The following is a 13,781-nucleotide window of genomic DNA, read 5'->3' as shown; positions in this document are numbered from 1 at the left end:
CCGGGCGTCAGATCGGGCGGCGTGACCGGCCGATTCGGTGTCCGGGGGTCTGACCAGGTATCCTTCCTGGGCCGGGTTTCCCGGCGAAGGTAGCGTGTCCGAGCGGCCTAAGGAGCACGCCTCGAAAGCGTGTGTGGGTGAAAGTCCACCGTGGGTTCAAATCCCACCGCTACCGCCACCCGAAGGGCCCCACCCGCAGAATCCTGCGGTTGTGGGGCCCTTCGCCGTGCCCGGCCCTCCGCTTTTACTCCGTTTTGCCCTGCGGGTCGTCGGCTGCGGCCTGCTGGACGAGCTGGTCGATGACGACCCGCAGGTCCGGTGCGACGTGCGTGCGCTTTACGTAGTGGCGGACGGTCGTGCCCTCGTTGGCATGGCCGAGCAGCGCGGTCGCGTTGCCGATCGTCGTGGAGTTCGCGACCTGCGTCGCCACGGTCCGGCGGAAGTCGTGCGGGGTGACCGTGGTGCCGATGGAGGCCTGCGCCTCGCGGAGCTGGTCGCGCACTCGGCTGGGGGAGCGCGGAGTGGCCCGCGTGGACGGGAACACCAGGGCGTCCGGACCGCCGTCCAGCCCGAGGTCCAGCGCCTCGCGGATCGCGGTGACGACGAACGCGGGGAGCGTGATCGTGCGCCGTGACGAGTCGGACTTCGGCATGGGCTGCCGCACGAGCCAGCCCTCCGCCCGGACGACGGTTCCCGGTGACGATGAGCGTTGGGACCTCGGTATCGAGGTCGACGTCCGCATCCCGCATCGCAAGGAGTTTGCCGATCCGCAGCCCGGTACCGAGCAACATGTCTACGATCTGCGGCAGGATCGTGACGTTGCGACGGCCGCGAGCGAGGGTGGGGCGGTCCTCCCACTCGCGCATGGCATCGCGGAGCGGCGCGATGACGCTCGATCTAGCCTGGATATCTCAGAGTTCCACGGTCGGATTTACGGACGGTCTTGGCAGGAAGGTCAGGTTGTGGGTCGTAGAGATGCGGGGCAGGCGAATGAGTGAGAAGAAGTATCAGATCTTCGTGAGCTCTACGTTCGAGGATCTAAAGGAGGAGCGGGATGTAGTCATCAAGGCGATTCTCGAAATGGGCCACATTCCTGTCGGAATGGAGATGTTTAGTGCCGCCGACGAGGAGCAATGGAAGATTATTGAGCGGCATATCGAAGAATCGGACTACTACTGCGTAATTGTGGCGCACCGATACGGATCGATTGTCGAGGGCGTGAGCTTTACTCGTAAGGAGTATGAGTATGCGGTCTCATGCGGAGTGCCTGTCTTGGGGTTTGTGATCGACGATTCGGCCGAGTGGCCACCGGCAAAGATCGACCGAAAGAACCCTGAGGTGAAGCTATTGGGAGAATTTAAGGACCTGGTGAGATCCAAGCCCGTTAGCTTCTGGAAGAGTGCTGACGATTTGTACGGGCGCGTCTCGATATCCCTATCCAAGGCGTTCACGGCGAATCCAAGGGAAGGCTGGTCAAGAGGCGCGGCGTCGATGAGCCCTGAGACTGCTGATGAGCTCACCAGGCTCAGCGCAGAGAATGCGCGGCTGCGTAACGAGATTTCTAAGCTTGAGGCAAGCCGCGAAGCAGACCAAAGATCCGAGCTCAATAGCTTGATCGACGAGATCTCTGGCTATAAGAGGGAGTTGAGCTACAAGTACTCTAAGGCTGATTCCGACTGGAGCGATGCAGAAACTAACCTGCTCGATCTGTTTCATTATCTCTCGTCGTCTCTCTTGACTGAAGTCGAACTGATGGAGGCGGCCGGACTCTTGGCGATGGAGTTGCGCGAAGACAAGATGAATCGAGCTTGGTGGATCGTTGCAAAGAACCAGACGCAGGAGGTGCTGGCAGATCTCATGGCGCTGGGTCTAGTCGAGCCGTCGAGGCGGCGGCACGGGGTTTCGGACAAGGGTGAGTATTGGAGCGTGACTTCGCTTGGAGTCGAATTGCACAACAGGATTCGGCTCAGGAACCTGAAGAGTTCTGAGCCTGAAGGTGAAGTTGAAGGCGACGAGAGTGCCGTAGACGACGGCGCGGCAGAGAACGCCTAGCTGTTCGACAAACACGTTCTGGACGGGGCACGCGCTATGCGTCCTCGGCCCCGATGGGTCGAGGGCTGTCAATGCTGGCTCAATCGTGTCGCTCGCGCGCGGGCTGCACTCCGGGCGAGCCCCGCGCTCCGCACACCTACCCGTCGAGGCGCCCATATAGTAAGGGCGGCCTCGGTGGCATCCCGAGACCGCCTCGCCAGGTATTGACCATGCGTTACCGCCAGTACCGCTGACCTCGCCAAGAGTCGCCGGCCGCGCCGACGACCCGGACGCCCGCGTCACGCACGAACTCTCGCAGTCCACGGCCCGCCCAAATCGGTGTCCCTCAGTGCTACCAAAGGGCGTCGCGCATCTGGCCATCTGGCCTGCGGCCGCAACAGCATCTGAGATGTCAGTCTGTCGGCCAGACATCGCGGACCTGTCCTGCCAGGTACGAAGCGCCGCAGAAGCGACCCACGATGCAGCCATGCGCGGCGCTCGTAGCGGAGAACGGAAGCGCGGGTGGTGTCGCGCACAATCCCATCCGAGTTGCGCCCGCGAGCCGTCGCGAGTCAGAGGTCGTTTCTGACGCGGCCATCCGACGGCGTGGAACGCGCCAAGCCCACCGTTACTCTCGCACGAAGGGTCCGCTTGCGTTACTCCGCGGCCTTGGGCGCTCCGTCGGACTCGGGCGAAACGCGACGAGGTCTCGTTGACCTAGGCTGGCTCGACACCTGACATCGCGATCTGGGCCGACCTCCTGGCACTACCGCAGGGAACGCGGTCCTGCGCCAGCGAAGAGGCGATTCAGGTGCTGGTCGATCGCTGTGAGCGCAGCTTGGGATTCGATCACATCGAGCTCGAGCAGCGGAGTGAACCCGGTCAGCGCCAGAAGGAGATCCGTCTCGATGTCCGGGTCGCGGTCCGGTGCGATCTGGCCCTGCCTGATCGCCTCGCGGACGAGCCGTTCCAACAGGGCGCGGCCGTCACGCAGCCCGAGGCTCGCCTGCTTGCGCAGCGTCGGGTCGTGCAGCGCCTCCAGGACGTAGGCGGCGCTCATGCGGCTCGACGCCCGCGCATCGGGGTGCAGGGGGAGCATCTCGACGAGGACCAGCCGGAGCACGTCCCGCGGGTGCGGGGGCTGGTCGAGCGCGGCCAGTCCTCGCGCGACGCGGTCGGCGGTCTGCTCGGCGGCGAACTCCATCGCGAAGGTCAACAACGCGGTGCGTGACGCGAAGTAGTGCTGCACGTGCCCGAGCGAGACCCCGGCCTCGCTCGCGACCTCGCGCATCGTGGCCTTGGTCCAGCCTTGCTGGTCGACGACGCGCCACAGCGCACGCGCGATCGCCGCGCGACGCTCCTGGTAGTCCACCAGCTTCGGCATTCAGGCCCCCCTCGTTGACGATTCGCGTGACACAATACAGCCGTATTGTCAACGACGGAACGGAGCAGCGATGGCCGACCCGCACCCGCCCCCGGCGTTCTTCAACCCGTGCGCGGTCGCCATCGATGACGAGGTGGCCATCGCCCTGCTGGCCGACATGCACATCCGCAGAGCGATCGAACGCGGCGAGTTCGACGACCTGCCCGGCAGCGGCAAGCCGCTCCCCATGCCCGACCGCTACGACCCCGACTGGTGGCTGAAGAACCTCGTCAAGCGCGAGCGGCTCGTGGTTCTCCCACCCTCCATCGAACTGCGCAGAGAAGACGCCGCGCTCGACGAGCGCCTCGACGAGATCTGGGTCGAGGAAGACGTGCGGCACGAGGTCGAGGAGTTCAACCGGCGCGTGCTGCGCGGCCGCTACCAGCCGCCCGCGGGCCCGCCCCTGGTCACCATGCCGCGGGACGTGGACGAGACGGTCGCCGCATGGGCCCGCCGCCGGGCCGCACGCGCCGCGGAGGCGGAGGCGTGGTCGTGTGCGGACGCGCCTGCCGAGGGTCGACGTCGCCGTCGGCGCTTCCTGGGGCGGCACCGCTAGCCGCACGTTCCCCTCAGAGCCCGACCTCGGCTGCCGCGGCTCGCAGTGCGTCGGCGGACCGGTGCAGCGCGGTGAGCTCGCCGTCGGACAAGGGTGTCCGCAGCAGGGTCCCGGCGCCGTCGTGGCTGACCATGGTCGGGACGGAGAGGCACACGTCGTCGATGCCTCGGTAACCGTTCAGGAGCGAGGAGACCGGCATGACGCGGTGCTCGTCGTTGGTGATCGCCTCGACGACGCGGGAGGCGGCGAGGCCGATCGCGTAGGCGGTGGCGCCCTTGCCGGCGATGATGTCGTAGGCGGAGTGGACGACGTCGTGCGCGATGGCCCGGCGCACCTCCTCGGTCAGCGGGTCCCGGCCGTCGAACGGGTCGAGCTCCAGGAGCGGCACGCCGCCGATCGTCGCGGACGACCACAGCGGCACGGCGGTGTCGCCGTGCTCGCCGGCGACGTAGGCGTGCACGTTCTGCACGGCCACGCCGACGTGGTCCGCGATGAGGTACCGGAACCGTGACGAGTCCAGAACCGCGCCGGAGCCGAGGACCTGCGCGCGCGGCAGTCCGGAGTACTTCAGGGCGGCGTAGGTGACGACGTCGACGGGGTTGGTGACCATGAGGTAGACGGCGTGGGGCGCGACCTCGACGAGCTGGGGCATGAGCGTGCGCGCCAGGCCGACGGTCCGGGCGGCGAGGTCGATGCGCGTCTGCCCGGGTTGCTGCTTGGCGCCCGCGGTGACGACGACGACGTCCGCGTCCGCGCAGACCGCGACGTCGTCGGAGCCCTCGACGCGTGCCATGGGCATGAACTGGATGCCGTGCGCGAGGTCGAGGGCCTGGGCGCGGACCTTGGCCGTGTCGACGTCGAACAGGACCACCTCGCGCGCCGCCCCGCGGATCAGGACGGCGTAGGCCAAGGTCGCGCCGACCGAGCCGGCCCCGACCACGGCGACCTTCGCCGTCGTGCCTGTCTGGATCCCGCCTGTCCCGGTTCTCGTCTCACCGGTCTGGATGTCGCTCCGCTCCTGCCTCACCGCAGTCACTCCCTCGTCGCGCGCGTCGCATGAGAAGTACGGGCCGCTTCCAGGCTAAGACGTCTCGGCGGACGGCGACGGGGGAGCGTGCGACCGGCCCCCGCGAGGAGCCGGCCCACGCCGGCTCCTGGACGGGCGTCCACGGGCTGCGGGTCGACCGTCCGACACAAACCCACGAGCGGGCGATTTTCGTTCGGACCCTGGCGTAAACACCTCCTGTCCAGGTAAGTTGCAGGAGACCGAACAAATCCCGGGATCCCCAGCCCGGGCCGAAGAGCAACGAGGCCTTCATGAACGATCGATCGACACCCAGCGCGGCCTCCTCGGGCCGCTCGCTCGCCAAGACCTCGCCCGCACCGACCACCCGCTCGCGCGTGGTCGCCGCCACCGCCGTCGCCGGGGCGCTCGCCCTGACCGCGGCCACCTTCGCGTCGCCCGCCGTGGCGGCGCCGCAGCCCACGGCCAAGCCAGCGGCCTCCGTCGCCGGGCCGTCGGACATCAACGGGTTCCGCAGCGTCGGCTACGTCATGGCCGACTCGCGCGTGACCCGCGACTTCCACGTGGCCGACCTCGTCCGCACCGGCGCGATCGAGGACCTCACGCACATCAACTATGCCTTCGGCAACGTCACGACCGACCTCGTGTGCGACATCGCCGACGTCCCCGGCGAGGGCGACCCCCTCAACGACTTCGTCGCGGAGGTCGCGGCCAAGGACTCCGTCGACGGCAAGGCCGACAAGCCCGGCCAGAAGCTCGCCGGCAACTTCAACCAGCTCAAGAAGCTGAAGGCCGTCAGCCCCGACACCAAGATCCTCATCTCGCTCGGCGGCTGGACCTGGTCCGACAACTTCTCCGAGGCGGCATCCACGGCCGAGGGCCGCACGGCGCTCGTCGACTCGTGCCTCGACCTGTACATCGACGGCAACCTGCCGGTCGTCGACGGCAAGGGCGGCCCGGGCGCCGCGGCCGGCATCTTCGACGGCATCGACATCGACTGGGAGTGGCCGGTCACGGGCGGGGAGACGGCGAACGCCCGTCCCGAGGACAAGGAGAACTTCCTGCTCCTCATGGAGGAGTTCCGCACCGCGCTCGACGCGCGCGGCGCGGCGAACGGCGAGGACTACCTCCTCACGGCGTTCGCGCCGGCCGGTGGCTGGAACGCGGGCCAGGGCGGCTGGCTCGACCCGCGCCTGTTCGCCGTCGTGGACTTCCTCAACGTCCAGGGCTACGACTTCCACGGCGGCTGGGTACCGAACCAGACGGGCCACCAGGGCAACCTGCACCCCGACGGCACGCAGAACTGGGGCCTCGGACTCGACGGCGCGCTCGGCATGTACGTCAACGCGGGCGCCGACCCGTCGCAGGTCAACGCGGGCCTCGCGGCGTACGGCCACGGCTGGTACGGCGTCGAGGACGGCTCGCAGGGCTGGCAGCCCGCCGCGGGCTACGTCGGCACCAAGACGTACGCCGAGCTGCGGTCGTTCGACGGCGAGCAGTACTTCGACCCGGAGATCGGCGCGAGCTGGCTCTACGACGGCGACCAGTGGTGGAGCTACGACGACCCGGCGTCCGTGACGGCGAAGGCCGAGTTCGTCGCGACGCAGGGCTACGGCGGCGCGATGTGGTGGGACCTCTCGGGCGACTACCGCAACGAGCTGGGTGACGCGCTGGGCTCGACGTTCCGTGCGGCGACCCCCGGTCCCGGCGTGGCCGACGAGTGCGCGGTGCCCTGGTACGGCACGGGCGTCTACACCGGTGGCGAGGTCGTCTCGCACGAGGGCTCGGAGTACAAGGCCCAGTGGTGGACCCGCAACCAGGAGCCGGGCGCGTCCAACGCCTGGAAGAAGATCGGTCCCTGCGGCACGGCGCCCGAGGTCGAGGTCGCGGACTGCGCCCCGGCATGGTCGCGCGAGGCCGTCTACACCGGCGGGCAGACCGTGTCCCGCGCCGGGGTCAACTACACGGCCCAGTGGTGGACCCAGGGCGAGCTGCCCGGGTCCGTGACGTGGGGCTCGTGGGACCCGGTGGGTCTCTGCGCGTGATCTGACGGGTCGTCCGGGCGCGCGCATCGCCCGGACGACCACCGCACGACGACGGCGGGCCCGGTCTCAGGACCGGGCCCGCCGTCGTCGTTCGGGGACAGGCGCACCGACCAGGCCGCTACCTCGCGGGACCATGCCTCTTCCTCGGCCGACCATGCCTCTACCTCGCGGACCAGCCCTCTACCTCGGGCGACCGGGCCTCTACCTCGGGCGACCGGGCCTCTACCTCGGGCGACCGGGCCTCTACTTCGCGCGACCAGGCCTCTACCTCGTCTGGCCAGGCCTCTACCTCGCGCGGTGGGCGTCGCCCTCAGCGCTGGGTGCGGACGTCGCGGCGTAGGTAGTTCCAGGCGAGGATGCAGCAGACGACGCCGTTGACCAGCCCGACGACGACGTCGGCCGGGCCGTGGGCGCCGCGGTAGAGGCGGGAGAGGCCCACCGCGAGCGGCACGAGGCAGCACAGGATCGTGACGACGACGCGCAGGACGGGATGCGTGATGCGCTGCGCGAGCAGGGCGAGGGTCAGGTAGAACGCCGCGGACGCGCCGGTGTGGCCGGAGGGGAAGCTCGACGTGGGCGGCGCCTCGTCGAGCCGCGAGACGTCGGGGCGCTCGCGCCCGACGACGATCGACGACGTGAGGAAGATCAGCGCCTGGAGCGCGACGGCGAGCGCGGGCACGACGGCGAACCACCACTGCCGCGTGCGCCACCAGACGAGCGCGATGGTGAGCACCGTCCCGCCGATGATGAACTCGGTGGTCCCGATCAGCGAGAACAGGTCGGTCACGGTGTCCCAGAAGGGCGTGCGCCGCTGTTCGAGCCACCGGTTCACCCCGACCTCGCCGGGCAGGTTGCCCAGCGGACCGGTCACGAGGAAACCGGTCGCGACGATGAGGACCCACAGGACCGCGCCGGGGAGGAAGGCCCGGAGCCCGACGTCGCGCAGCACCTCCTTCGCGGTGGGTCGGGACGTGTCGAGCTCGTAGCGGTGCACGAAGGGATGCATCAGACCTCGTTCTTGGGAGCGGAGCCGGAAGAGCGGGCAGACCGGGCGGACGTCCACCCGTGGTAGCCGACGGCGGACGCCCCCGCGACGGCGCCGCCGAAGAGGATGCCGCCGACGACGTCGGACGGGTAGTGCGCGCCGAGCAGCACGCGGTCGGCCGCGGTGACGAGCGCCAGCGCGGTCGCGCCGCCGACGACGGCCACGCGGCCACGACGGCCGAGCAGCGGCCAGACGAGCACCGTGAGGCTGACCCCGACGGCGGCGGCGTTCATCGCGTGCCCGGAGGGGAAGCTGGACCCGGGCACGACGGTCACCGCGTCCTCGACGACGGGACGCGCGCGGTCGACGAGCTCCTTCGCGCCGAGCCCGAGCGCCCACGCGCCCCAGATCGTCCCGGCCGCCCAGGCTGCCCGTGTCCCGAGGCCGTGGCGCCGCCACGCCCAGAGGCACACGCCCATCGCGGCGAGGTTCATCCACCGTGCGGCGAGCACCTCCTGCCCCACGAGCAGGGTGCGCTCGAACGCGGGCCGCTCGCCGGTGAACCCGGTCGCCGCGGCGACGGCGGCGCGGTCGGCCCCGACGACGAGCCCCGACTCCGCGCACACGAGCCACGCGAGCACGAGCACCGGGACGGAGGCCGCGATCCCGTACGCCGCGGCTCTCCCCAGCGCGCGCCTCCTGGCACGCCCGAGCGAGCGGCGCAGGGCAGGGTCGGCGGGCACCCCCGGACGGTAGCCGGGGCTACGGCCGTACGCCCGTGGAGAGGGGGGCGGTTCCGTACCGACGGCCCGATCGTCGGCGGGGCTATTGCCGCACGCCCGTGGAGAGGGGTGTCAGCCCGAGCGGCTCAGGCGGGCAGGGCCGCGACCGCCTCGATCTCGACGAGAGCACCGGGCCGGCCGATCCCCACCCGGAGGACCGTCACCGCCGCGGGGTGCGGACCCCAGACCTCGCCGACGGCGGCGAAGCCCGCCATGAGGTCGGCCTCGGGGTCGAGGTAGACGGCGAGCCGCGCGACGTCCTGCGGCCCCGCGCCCGCTTCCGCCAGCACGGCGAGGACGTTGCGCAGCGCCTGCGCGGTCTGGGCCGCGATGCCGCCCTCGACGATCGCGCCCTCGGCGTCGGTCCCGTTCTGGCCGCCGACGTAGAGCGTGCGGCCGGTCTCGACGATCGTGCCCTGGGAGAAGGCCGGGTTGCGGTGCAGCCCGGCCGGGTTGAGGTGCGTGACGCTCGGCGTGGTCATGGTCGTCCCCTCCTGCGGTCTGGTCCTGAGGCGACCGACGCTACGCGCGGCCACCCACAGGCCCACGGCGGGCGACGAACCCGGCCCCCGCCTTCACCCACGACCACGGCGGGAAAGGAGCCCGGCCCGCCCACCCAGGACCACGACCCGCCCACGATGAAACCCGGGGCACGGCCCCCGACGGGCCGTCCCGCCGTCGGCTGTGTAGGAAGGAGGGGTGAATCAGTCAGCAGGGCTCGTGCTCTACCGGTTCCGTGACGACGTCGTCGAGGTGCTCCTCGGGCACATGGGCGGACCGCTGTGGGCGCGCAAGGACGCGGGCGGCTGGACGATCCCCAAGGGCGAGGTGGAGCCGGGCGAGGACGGTCACGCCGCGGCGCTGCGCGAGTTCGCGGAGGAGCTCGGCGTCCCGGCCCCGGCGGCGCAGGCGCCCGACCTCGACCTCGGCACCGTGCGTCAGCGTGCGGGGAAGCTCGTCGCGGCGTGGGCACGCGAGGCGGACCTCGACGTCGCGGCGATCTCCAGCAACACGTTCGCGCTGGAGTGGCCGCCGCGCTCGGGGCGGATGCAGGAGTTCCCCGAGCTCGACCGGGCCGGCTGGTTCCCGCTCGCACGGGCTCGCGGCCTCGTCGTCGCGGGCCAGGTCCCGCTGCTCGACCGCCTCGAGGAGCGGCTGGCGGACGCCCGCGACCCTGCCGTCGAGCCGTAGGCTCCGGGCGTGGCGCTGTATCACTACGGGCTCTCGAAGCCGCCGCGCGACCAGCGACGACGCCGCTGGTGGGCCGTCGCGGTGCTGGTGCTGTGCGCTCTGGTCAGCCCCTTCGTCGTGGCGGGCGCGGTCCAGGCCTGGCTCGCGGGCGACGCCGCCGAGGCGCTGATGCTGACCCTGGTCTCGATCCTCTGCCTCAGCGGGGTCGGGAGCGCGGTCTGGGGGTTCGTCGACTCGTTCCGCGGCGAGCGCCCGCCGGACGGCGGTCCGGGTCAGCCCAGCAGGTAGGGCGCCGCGGCGAAACCGGCGACGAGGCCGACGAGCACGACGGCGGCGGCGGACAGGTGCGAGTGCCGCGCGCGGCTCGCGGTGCGGCGGGCTGCCTCGGTCACGGTGGTCATGGCGGTCCTCTCGTCGGGGTGGTTCCAGGGAGAGAGACCGCGCCCGACGCGATCCATGACGCGGTTCCGGCCGACCTCGGCGCGATCTGCGTCACACCGCGGAGACCGGAACGCGCCGACCCTGGTGCAGCATCGTGCACCAGGGTCGGGTGGGTCGCTCGGGCAAGCGCGTGCGGCGGGGTCTTGCGTGCCCGACGAGGGCGTCAGGCGTGCAGGATCAGCGCGTCGCCCTGCCCGCCCCCGCCGCACAGCGCCGCCGCGCCGACGCCGCCGCCACGGCGCTTCAGCGCGAGCGCGAGGTGCAGCGCGAGGCGGGCGCCGGAGGCGCCGACGGGGTGGCCGAGCGCGATGGCGCCGCCGTCGGTGTTCACGACGTCCGCGTCGATGCCGAGGTCCGCGACCGACTGCAGCGCGACGGCGGCGAACGCCTCGTTGATCTCCACGAGGTCGAGGTCCGCCGCGGCGATCCCCTCGCGCTGCACGGCGGCCTCGATGGCCCGCGCCGGCTGGGAGTGCAGCGAGTTGTCGGGTCCCGCGACCTGCCCCGCCGCACCGATCTCGGCGAGCCACGGCAGGCCGTTGCGCTTCGCGAAGGCGCGGCTCGCGACGACGACCGCCGCCGCGCCGTCGGACAGCGGCGAGCTCGACCCGGCGGTGATGGTCCCGTCCCGCACGAAGGCCGGGCGCAGGCGCTCCAGGGCCTCGAGCGTCGTGTCGGCGCGCACGCCCTCGTCGTGCTCGACGACGACCGGCTCGCCCCGCCGCTGCGGCACCTCGACCGGGGCGATCTCCTCGGCGAGGCGCCCGGCGTCGCGCGCCGCGGCGGCCCGCTGGTGCGAGCGCAGCGCGAACGCGTCCTGCTCGGGGCGGCCGATGCCGCGCGTCGCGCAGCCGCGGTCGGTGAGCTCGCCCATGACCTCGCCGCTGAACGGGTCGTTGAGGCCGTCGTGCGTGAGGGAGTCGGCCATCGTCACGTCCCCGAACGCGAACCCGGCGCGCGAGCCCACGACCAGGTGCGGGGCGTTCGTCATGGACTCCTGGCCGCCCGCGACGACGACGCTCGCCTCGCCCGTGCGGACCAGCCGGGCCGCGTCGATGATCGCGGTGAGGCCCGAGAGGCACAGCTTGTTGATCGTCACGGCGGGCACGTCCCAGCCGAGGCCCGCGAGGATCGCGGCCTGGCGCGCGGGGCCCTGCTTGGCGCCCGCCTGCACGACCTGCCCGACGATCACCGTGTCGACCTGCTCCGGCGCGACGCCCGCGGCCGCGAGCGCGCCGCGGATCGCGTGCGCGCCGAGCTCGGCGGCCGAGAGCGAGGCGAGCGCGCCGCGGAAGCGCGCGAACGGGGTGCGTGCGCCGTGCAGGAGGACCGGGGTGACCTCGTCCTCGGGGGTGACGGCGACGTCGGGCAGGGGGCTGGCGGCGGTGCTCATGGGACTCCGATCCGGGGAGGGCGAGGAGACGGGGCGAACAGGAAGGAGCCCCGGCGCCGCGAGGAGGGGCGAGCGGCGCCGGGGAGCAGGGGGAGGGCGTGCGCCCTCGGGACCGTCAGACGAACGCGGAGACGCCCGTGATGTCACGCCCGACGATGAGCGCCTGGACCGACTCGGTGCCCTCGTACGTGTGCAGGGCCTCGATGTCGGCGAAGTGCCGCGCGACGCGGTTCTGGAGCAGGATCCCGTTGCCGCCGAGGAGGTCGCGCGCGCTCGCCGCGACCTCGCGGGCCCCGCGCGTGCACGTGTACTTGGCGAGCGACGCCTGCGGGCCGGTGAGCGTCCCCGCCTCGTCGAGGCGCGTCATCTGCGCGACGAGGAGCTGGAGCTGCGTGATCGTCGAGAGCATCTTGGTGAGGCGCTCCTGGACCATCTGGTTCGCGGCGAGCGGGCGCCCGAACTGGACGCGCTGCGTCGCGTACGCGACCGCGGCCTCGTAGCAGGCCACCGCGTGCCCGACGGCGGCCCACGCCACCCCGAGGCGCGTCGCGAAGAGCACGCGCGAGGTGTCCTTGAACGACCGCGCGCCGGGCAGGGCGTTCTCGGCGGGGACGAACACGTCGTCGAGCACGACGTGCGCCTGCCAGATCGCGCGGAGCGACACCTTGCCGGTGATGGTCGTGCCCGTGTAGCCGGGGGTGTCCTGCGGCACGACGAACCCGTGGACCTGGCCGTCGGCTCCGTCCTCGGCGTCGCCGACGAGGCGCGCCCACACGACCGTGATGTGGCCCGACGACCCGTTGCCGATCCACTTCTTCTCGCCGTTCAGCACGTAGCCCTCGACGCCGTCGCGCGTCTCCTTGCGCGCCGTCGTCTCGAGCGAGACGGAGTCCGAGCCGTGGGTGGGCTCGGTGAGCGCGAACGCGCCGAGGATCTCCCCGCGCGCCATGGGCTCGGCGTACCTCCCCCGCTGCTCGTCGGAGCCGAGCATCTGGATGCTGCGCAGCGCGAGACCGCCCTGGACGCCGCAGATCGTCGCGACGGAGCCGTCGCCGCGCGACATCTCCATCGCGGCGAGGCCCGCGCCGAGCAGGCTCACGCGCGGGCGGCCCTCGACGTCGACGCCGTCGCGCAGGAGGTCGAGCTCGCCCATGCGCTTGACGAGGTCGAACGGGACCTCGGCGCGCTCCCAGTAGTCGTCGATGACCGGGAGCACCTCGTCCTGGACGAACTGCCGGACGCGCTGCTGGTGGGCGCGGTCCTCCTCGGTCGCGTCGGCGAACGCGCCGGCGTAGTCGAGGTCGAGCGGGGTCGCGAGGTCGTAGGTGGGCTCGGTGACTCCGGGCATGATCGGGGTGGTGGGCATCGGTGCTCCCCTGGGAGGGCGGCTGGGGTCGGTCGTGCGCGACCGGCTCCGGCGCGGGTCCCCGGGTGCGGGCCCGGCGTCGGCGGCGGTCTCTCCCATAGTGCAGCGATACCCGGTATCAGTCAATCTGAGACGGCGTATCGCACCGGATCCACGGCGCCGTGCGATCTCGCGACCTCCGTCCTACCGTCGAGAGATGGCACTCGACCTGTTCGTGACGATGCACGTGCGCGACCACGACCCGGCGCGCGACTGGTACGTGCGCCTGCTCGGGTCGGACCCGACGTTCGTCGCGACGCCCACCGAGTCCGTGTGGGAGCTCGCCGAGCACCGGTGGCTCGTCGTCGAGCAGGTGCCCGAGCACGCCGGCCACGGCGTCGTCACGGTGTTCCGCGACGACGTCGACGCGTTCCTCGCCGCGGCGTCGGGCCGGGGCATCGAGCCGGACCGCCGCGAGACCTACGACGGCGGGGTCGTGAAGACCGTGTTCCGCGACCCCGACGGCAACGAGATCGGGCTCAGCGGCGCGCTCCCGTCGTCGTAG

The 13,781-nt window shown here is 71.4% G+C and carries 15 protein-coding genes and 1 tRNA gene; 7 read left to right on the top strand and 9 right to left on the bottom strand.

The window, feature by feature from the left end:
• The first annotated feature begins 88 nt into the window (after positions 1–88).
• Positions 89–178, top strand: a tRNA-Ser gene (locus tag NHH00_RS16055).
• A 66-nt stretch (positions 179–244) separates the two neighbouring features.
• Here NHH00_RS16055 and NHH00_RS16050 read toward each other — a convergent pair.
• A complete protein-coding gene (locus tag NHH00_RS16050) occupies positions 245–664 on the bottom strand; it encodes a tyrosine-type recombinase/integrase (RefSeq protein ID WP_253054082.1) in 420 nt (139 codons plus the stop codon).
• A 221-nt stretch (positions 665–885) separates the two neighbouring features.
• Here NHH00_RS16050 and NHH00_RS16045 point away from each other — a divergent pair, with 221 nt between their 5' ends.
• On the top strand, positions 886–2,052 hold the full coding sequence (locus tag NHH00_RS16045; RefSeq protein WP_253054080.1) for a DUF4062 domain-containing protein: 1,167 nt from the start codon (positions 886–888) through the stop codon (positions 2,050–2,052).
• A gap of 745 nt (positions 2,053–2,797) precedes the next feature.
• On the opposite strand, the gene NHH00_RS16040 is transcribed toward NHH00_RS16045, so the two are convergent.
• A complete protein-coding gene (locus tag NHH00_RS16040) occupies positions 2,798–3,415 on the bottom strand; it encodes a TetR/AcrR family transcriptional regulator (protein WP_253054078.1) in 618 nt (205 codons plus the stop codon).
• Between the two features lie 70 nt (positions 3,416–3,485).
• On the opposite strand from NHH00_RS16040, the gene NHH00_RS16035 reads away from it, so the two are divergent.
• Entirely contained in the window at positions 3,486–4,010 is a 525-nt protein-coding gene (locus NHH00_RS16035; RefSeq protein WP_253054076.1) for a DnaJ family domain-containing protein, read from the top strand.
• Positions 4,011–4,023: 13 nt separating this feature from the next.
• On the opposite strand, the gene NHH00_RS16030 is transcribed toward NHH00_RS16035, so the two are convergent.
• On the bottom strand, positions 4,024–5,016 hold the full coding sequence (locus NHH00_RS16030; protein WP_253054920.1) for an L-lactate dehydrogenase: 993 nt from the start codon (positions 5,014–5,016) through the stop codon (positions 4,024–4,026).
• A gap of 311 nt (positions 5,017–5,327) precedes the next feature.
• Here NHH00_RS16030 and NHH00_RS16025 point away from each other — a divergent pair, with 311 nt between their 5' ends.
• Positions 5,328–7,079, top strand: a complete 1,752-nt coding sequence (locus tag NHH00_RS16025; RefSeq protein WP_253054074.1) for a glycosyl hydrolase family 18 protein — start codon at positions 5,328–5,330, stop codon at positions 7,077–7,079.
• 310 nt (positions 7,080–7,389) lie between these two features.
• On the opposite strand, the gene NHH00_RS16020 is transcribed toward NHH00_RS16025, so the two are convergent.
• The 3 genes from NHH00_RS16020 to NHH00_RS16010 all read right to left on the bottom strand — a co-directional run bounded on the left by NHH00_RS16020 (position 7,390) and on the right by NHH00_RS16010 (position 9,328).
• Complete coding sequence (locus NHH00_RS16020; RefSeq protein ID WP_253054072.1) at positions 7,390–8,085, bottom strand: phosphatase PAP2 family protein; 696 nt, start codon at positions 8,083–8,085, stop codon at positions 7,390–7,392.
• Positions 8,085–8,807 carry a phosphatase PAP2 family protein gene (locus NHH00_RS16015; protein WP_253054070.1) on the bottom strand — a complete coding sequence of 241 codons (723 nt, stop codon included), beginning with the start codon at positions 8,805–8,807 and terminating at the stop codon, positions 8,085–8,087. The genes NHH00_RS16020 and NHH00_RS16015 overlap by 1 nt, the downstream gene beginning before the upstream one ends.
• Positions 8,808–8,932: 125 nt before the next feature.
• Complete coding sequence (locus NHH00_RS16010) at positions 8,933–9,328, bottom strand: RidA family protein (protein ID WP_087470003.1); 396 nt, start codon at positions 9,326–9,328, stop codon at positions 8,933–8,935.
• Positions 9,329–9,545: 217 nt separating this feature from the next.
• Between NHH00_RS16010 and NHH00_RS16005 the strand changes: the two genes are divergently transcribed.
• On the top strand, positions 9,546–10,037 hold the full coding sequence (locus NHH00_RS16005) for an NUDIX domain-containing protein (protein WP_253054068.1): 492 nt from the start codon (positions 9,546–9,548) through the stop codon (positions 10,035–10,037).
• Between the two features lie 9 nt (positions 10,038–10,046).
• Complete coding sequence (locus NHH00_RS16000) at positions 10,047–10,325, top strand: hypothetical protein (RefSeq protein ID WP_253054066.1); 279 nt, start codon at positions 10,047–10,049, stop codon at positions 10,323–10,325.
• Here the strand turns inward: NHH00_RS16000 and NHH00_RS20795 are convergent.
• The 3 genes from NHH00_RS20795 to NHH00_RS15990 all read right to left on the bottom strand — a co-directional run bounded on the left by NHH00_RS20795 (position 10,310) and on the right by NHH00_RS15990 (position 13,237).
• A complete protein-coding gene (locus NHH00_RS20795; protein ID WP_290445535.1) occupies positions 10,310–10,438 on the bottom strand; it encodes a hypothetical protein in 129 nt (42 codons plus the stop codon). The genes NHH00_RS16000 and NHH00_RS20795 overlap by 16 nt on opposite strands.
• 203 nt (positions 10,439–10,641) lie before the next feature.
• The gene (locus NHH00_RS15995; protein ID WP_253054064.1) at positions 10,642–11,871 is read right to left on the bottom strand and encodes an acetyl-CoA C-acyltransferase; all 1,230 of its coding nucleotides are present in this window, start codon (positions 11,869–11,871) and stop codon (positions 10,642–10,644) included.
• A gap of 115 nt (positions 11,872–11,986) precedes the next feature.
• A complete protein-coding gene (locus tag NHH00_RS15990; protein ID WP_253054062.1) occupies positions 11,987–13,237 on the bottom strand; it encodes an acyl-CoA dehydrogenase family protein in 1,251 nt (416 codons plus the stop codon).
• A 196-nt stretch (positions 13,238–13,433) separates the two neighbouring features.
• On the opposite strand from NHH00_RS15990, the gene NHH00_RS15985 reads away from it, so the two are divergent.
• A complete protein-coding gene (locus NHH00_RS15985) occupies positions 13,434–13,781 on the top strand; it encodes a VOC family protein (RefSeq protein ID WP_253054060.1) in 348 nt (115 codons plus the stop codon).

The sequence above is a fragment of the Cellulosimicrobium cellulans genome (assembly GCF_024124905.1).
Lineage (GTDB): Bacteria > Actinomycetota > Actinomycetes > Actinomycetales > Cellulomonadaceae > Cellulosimicrobium > Cellulosimicrobium cellulans_G.
Note: the sequence above shows the minus strand (reverse complement) of the source record. Positions and strands in the feature narration are given on the sequence as shown.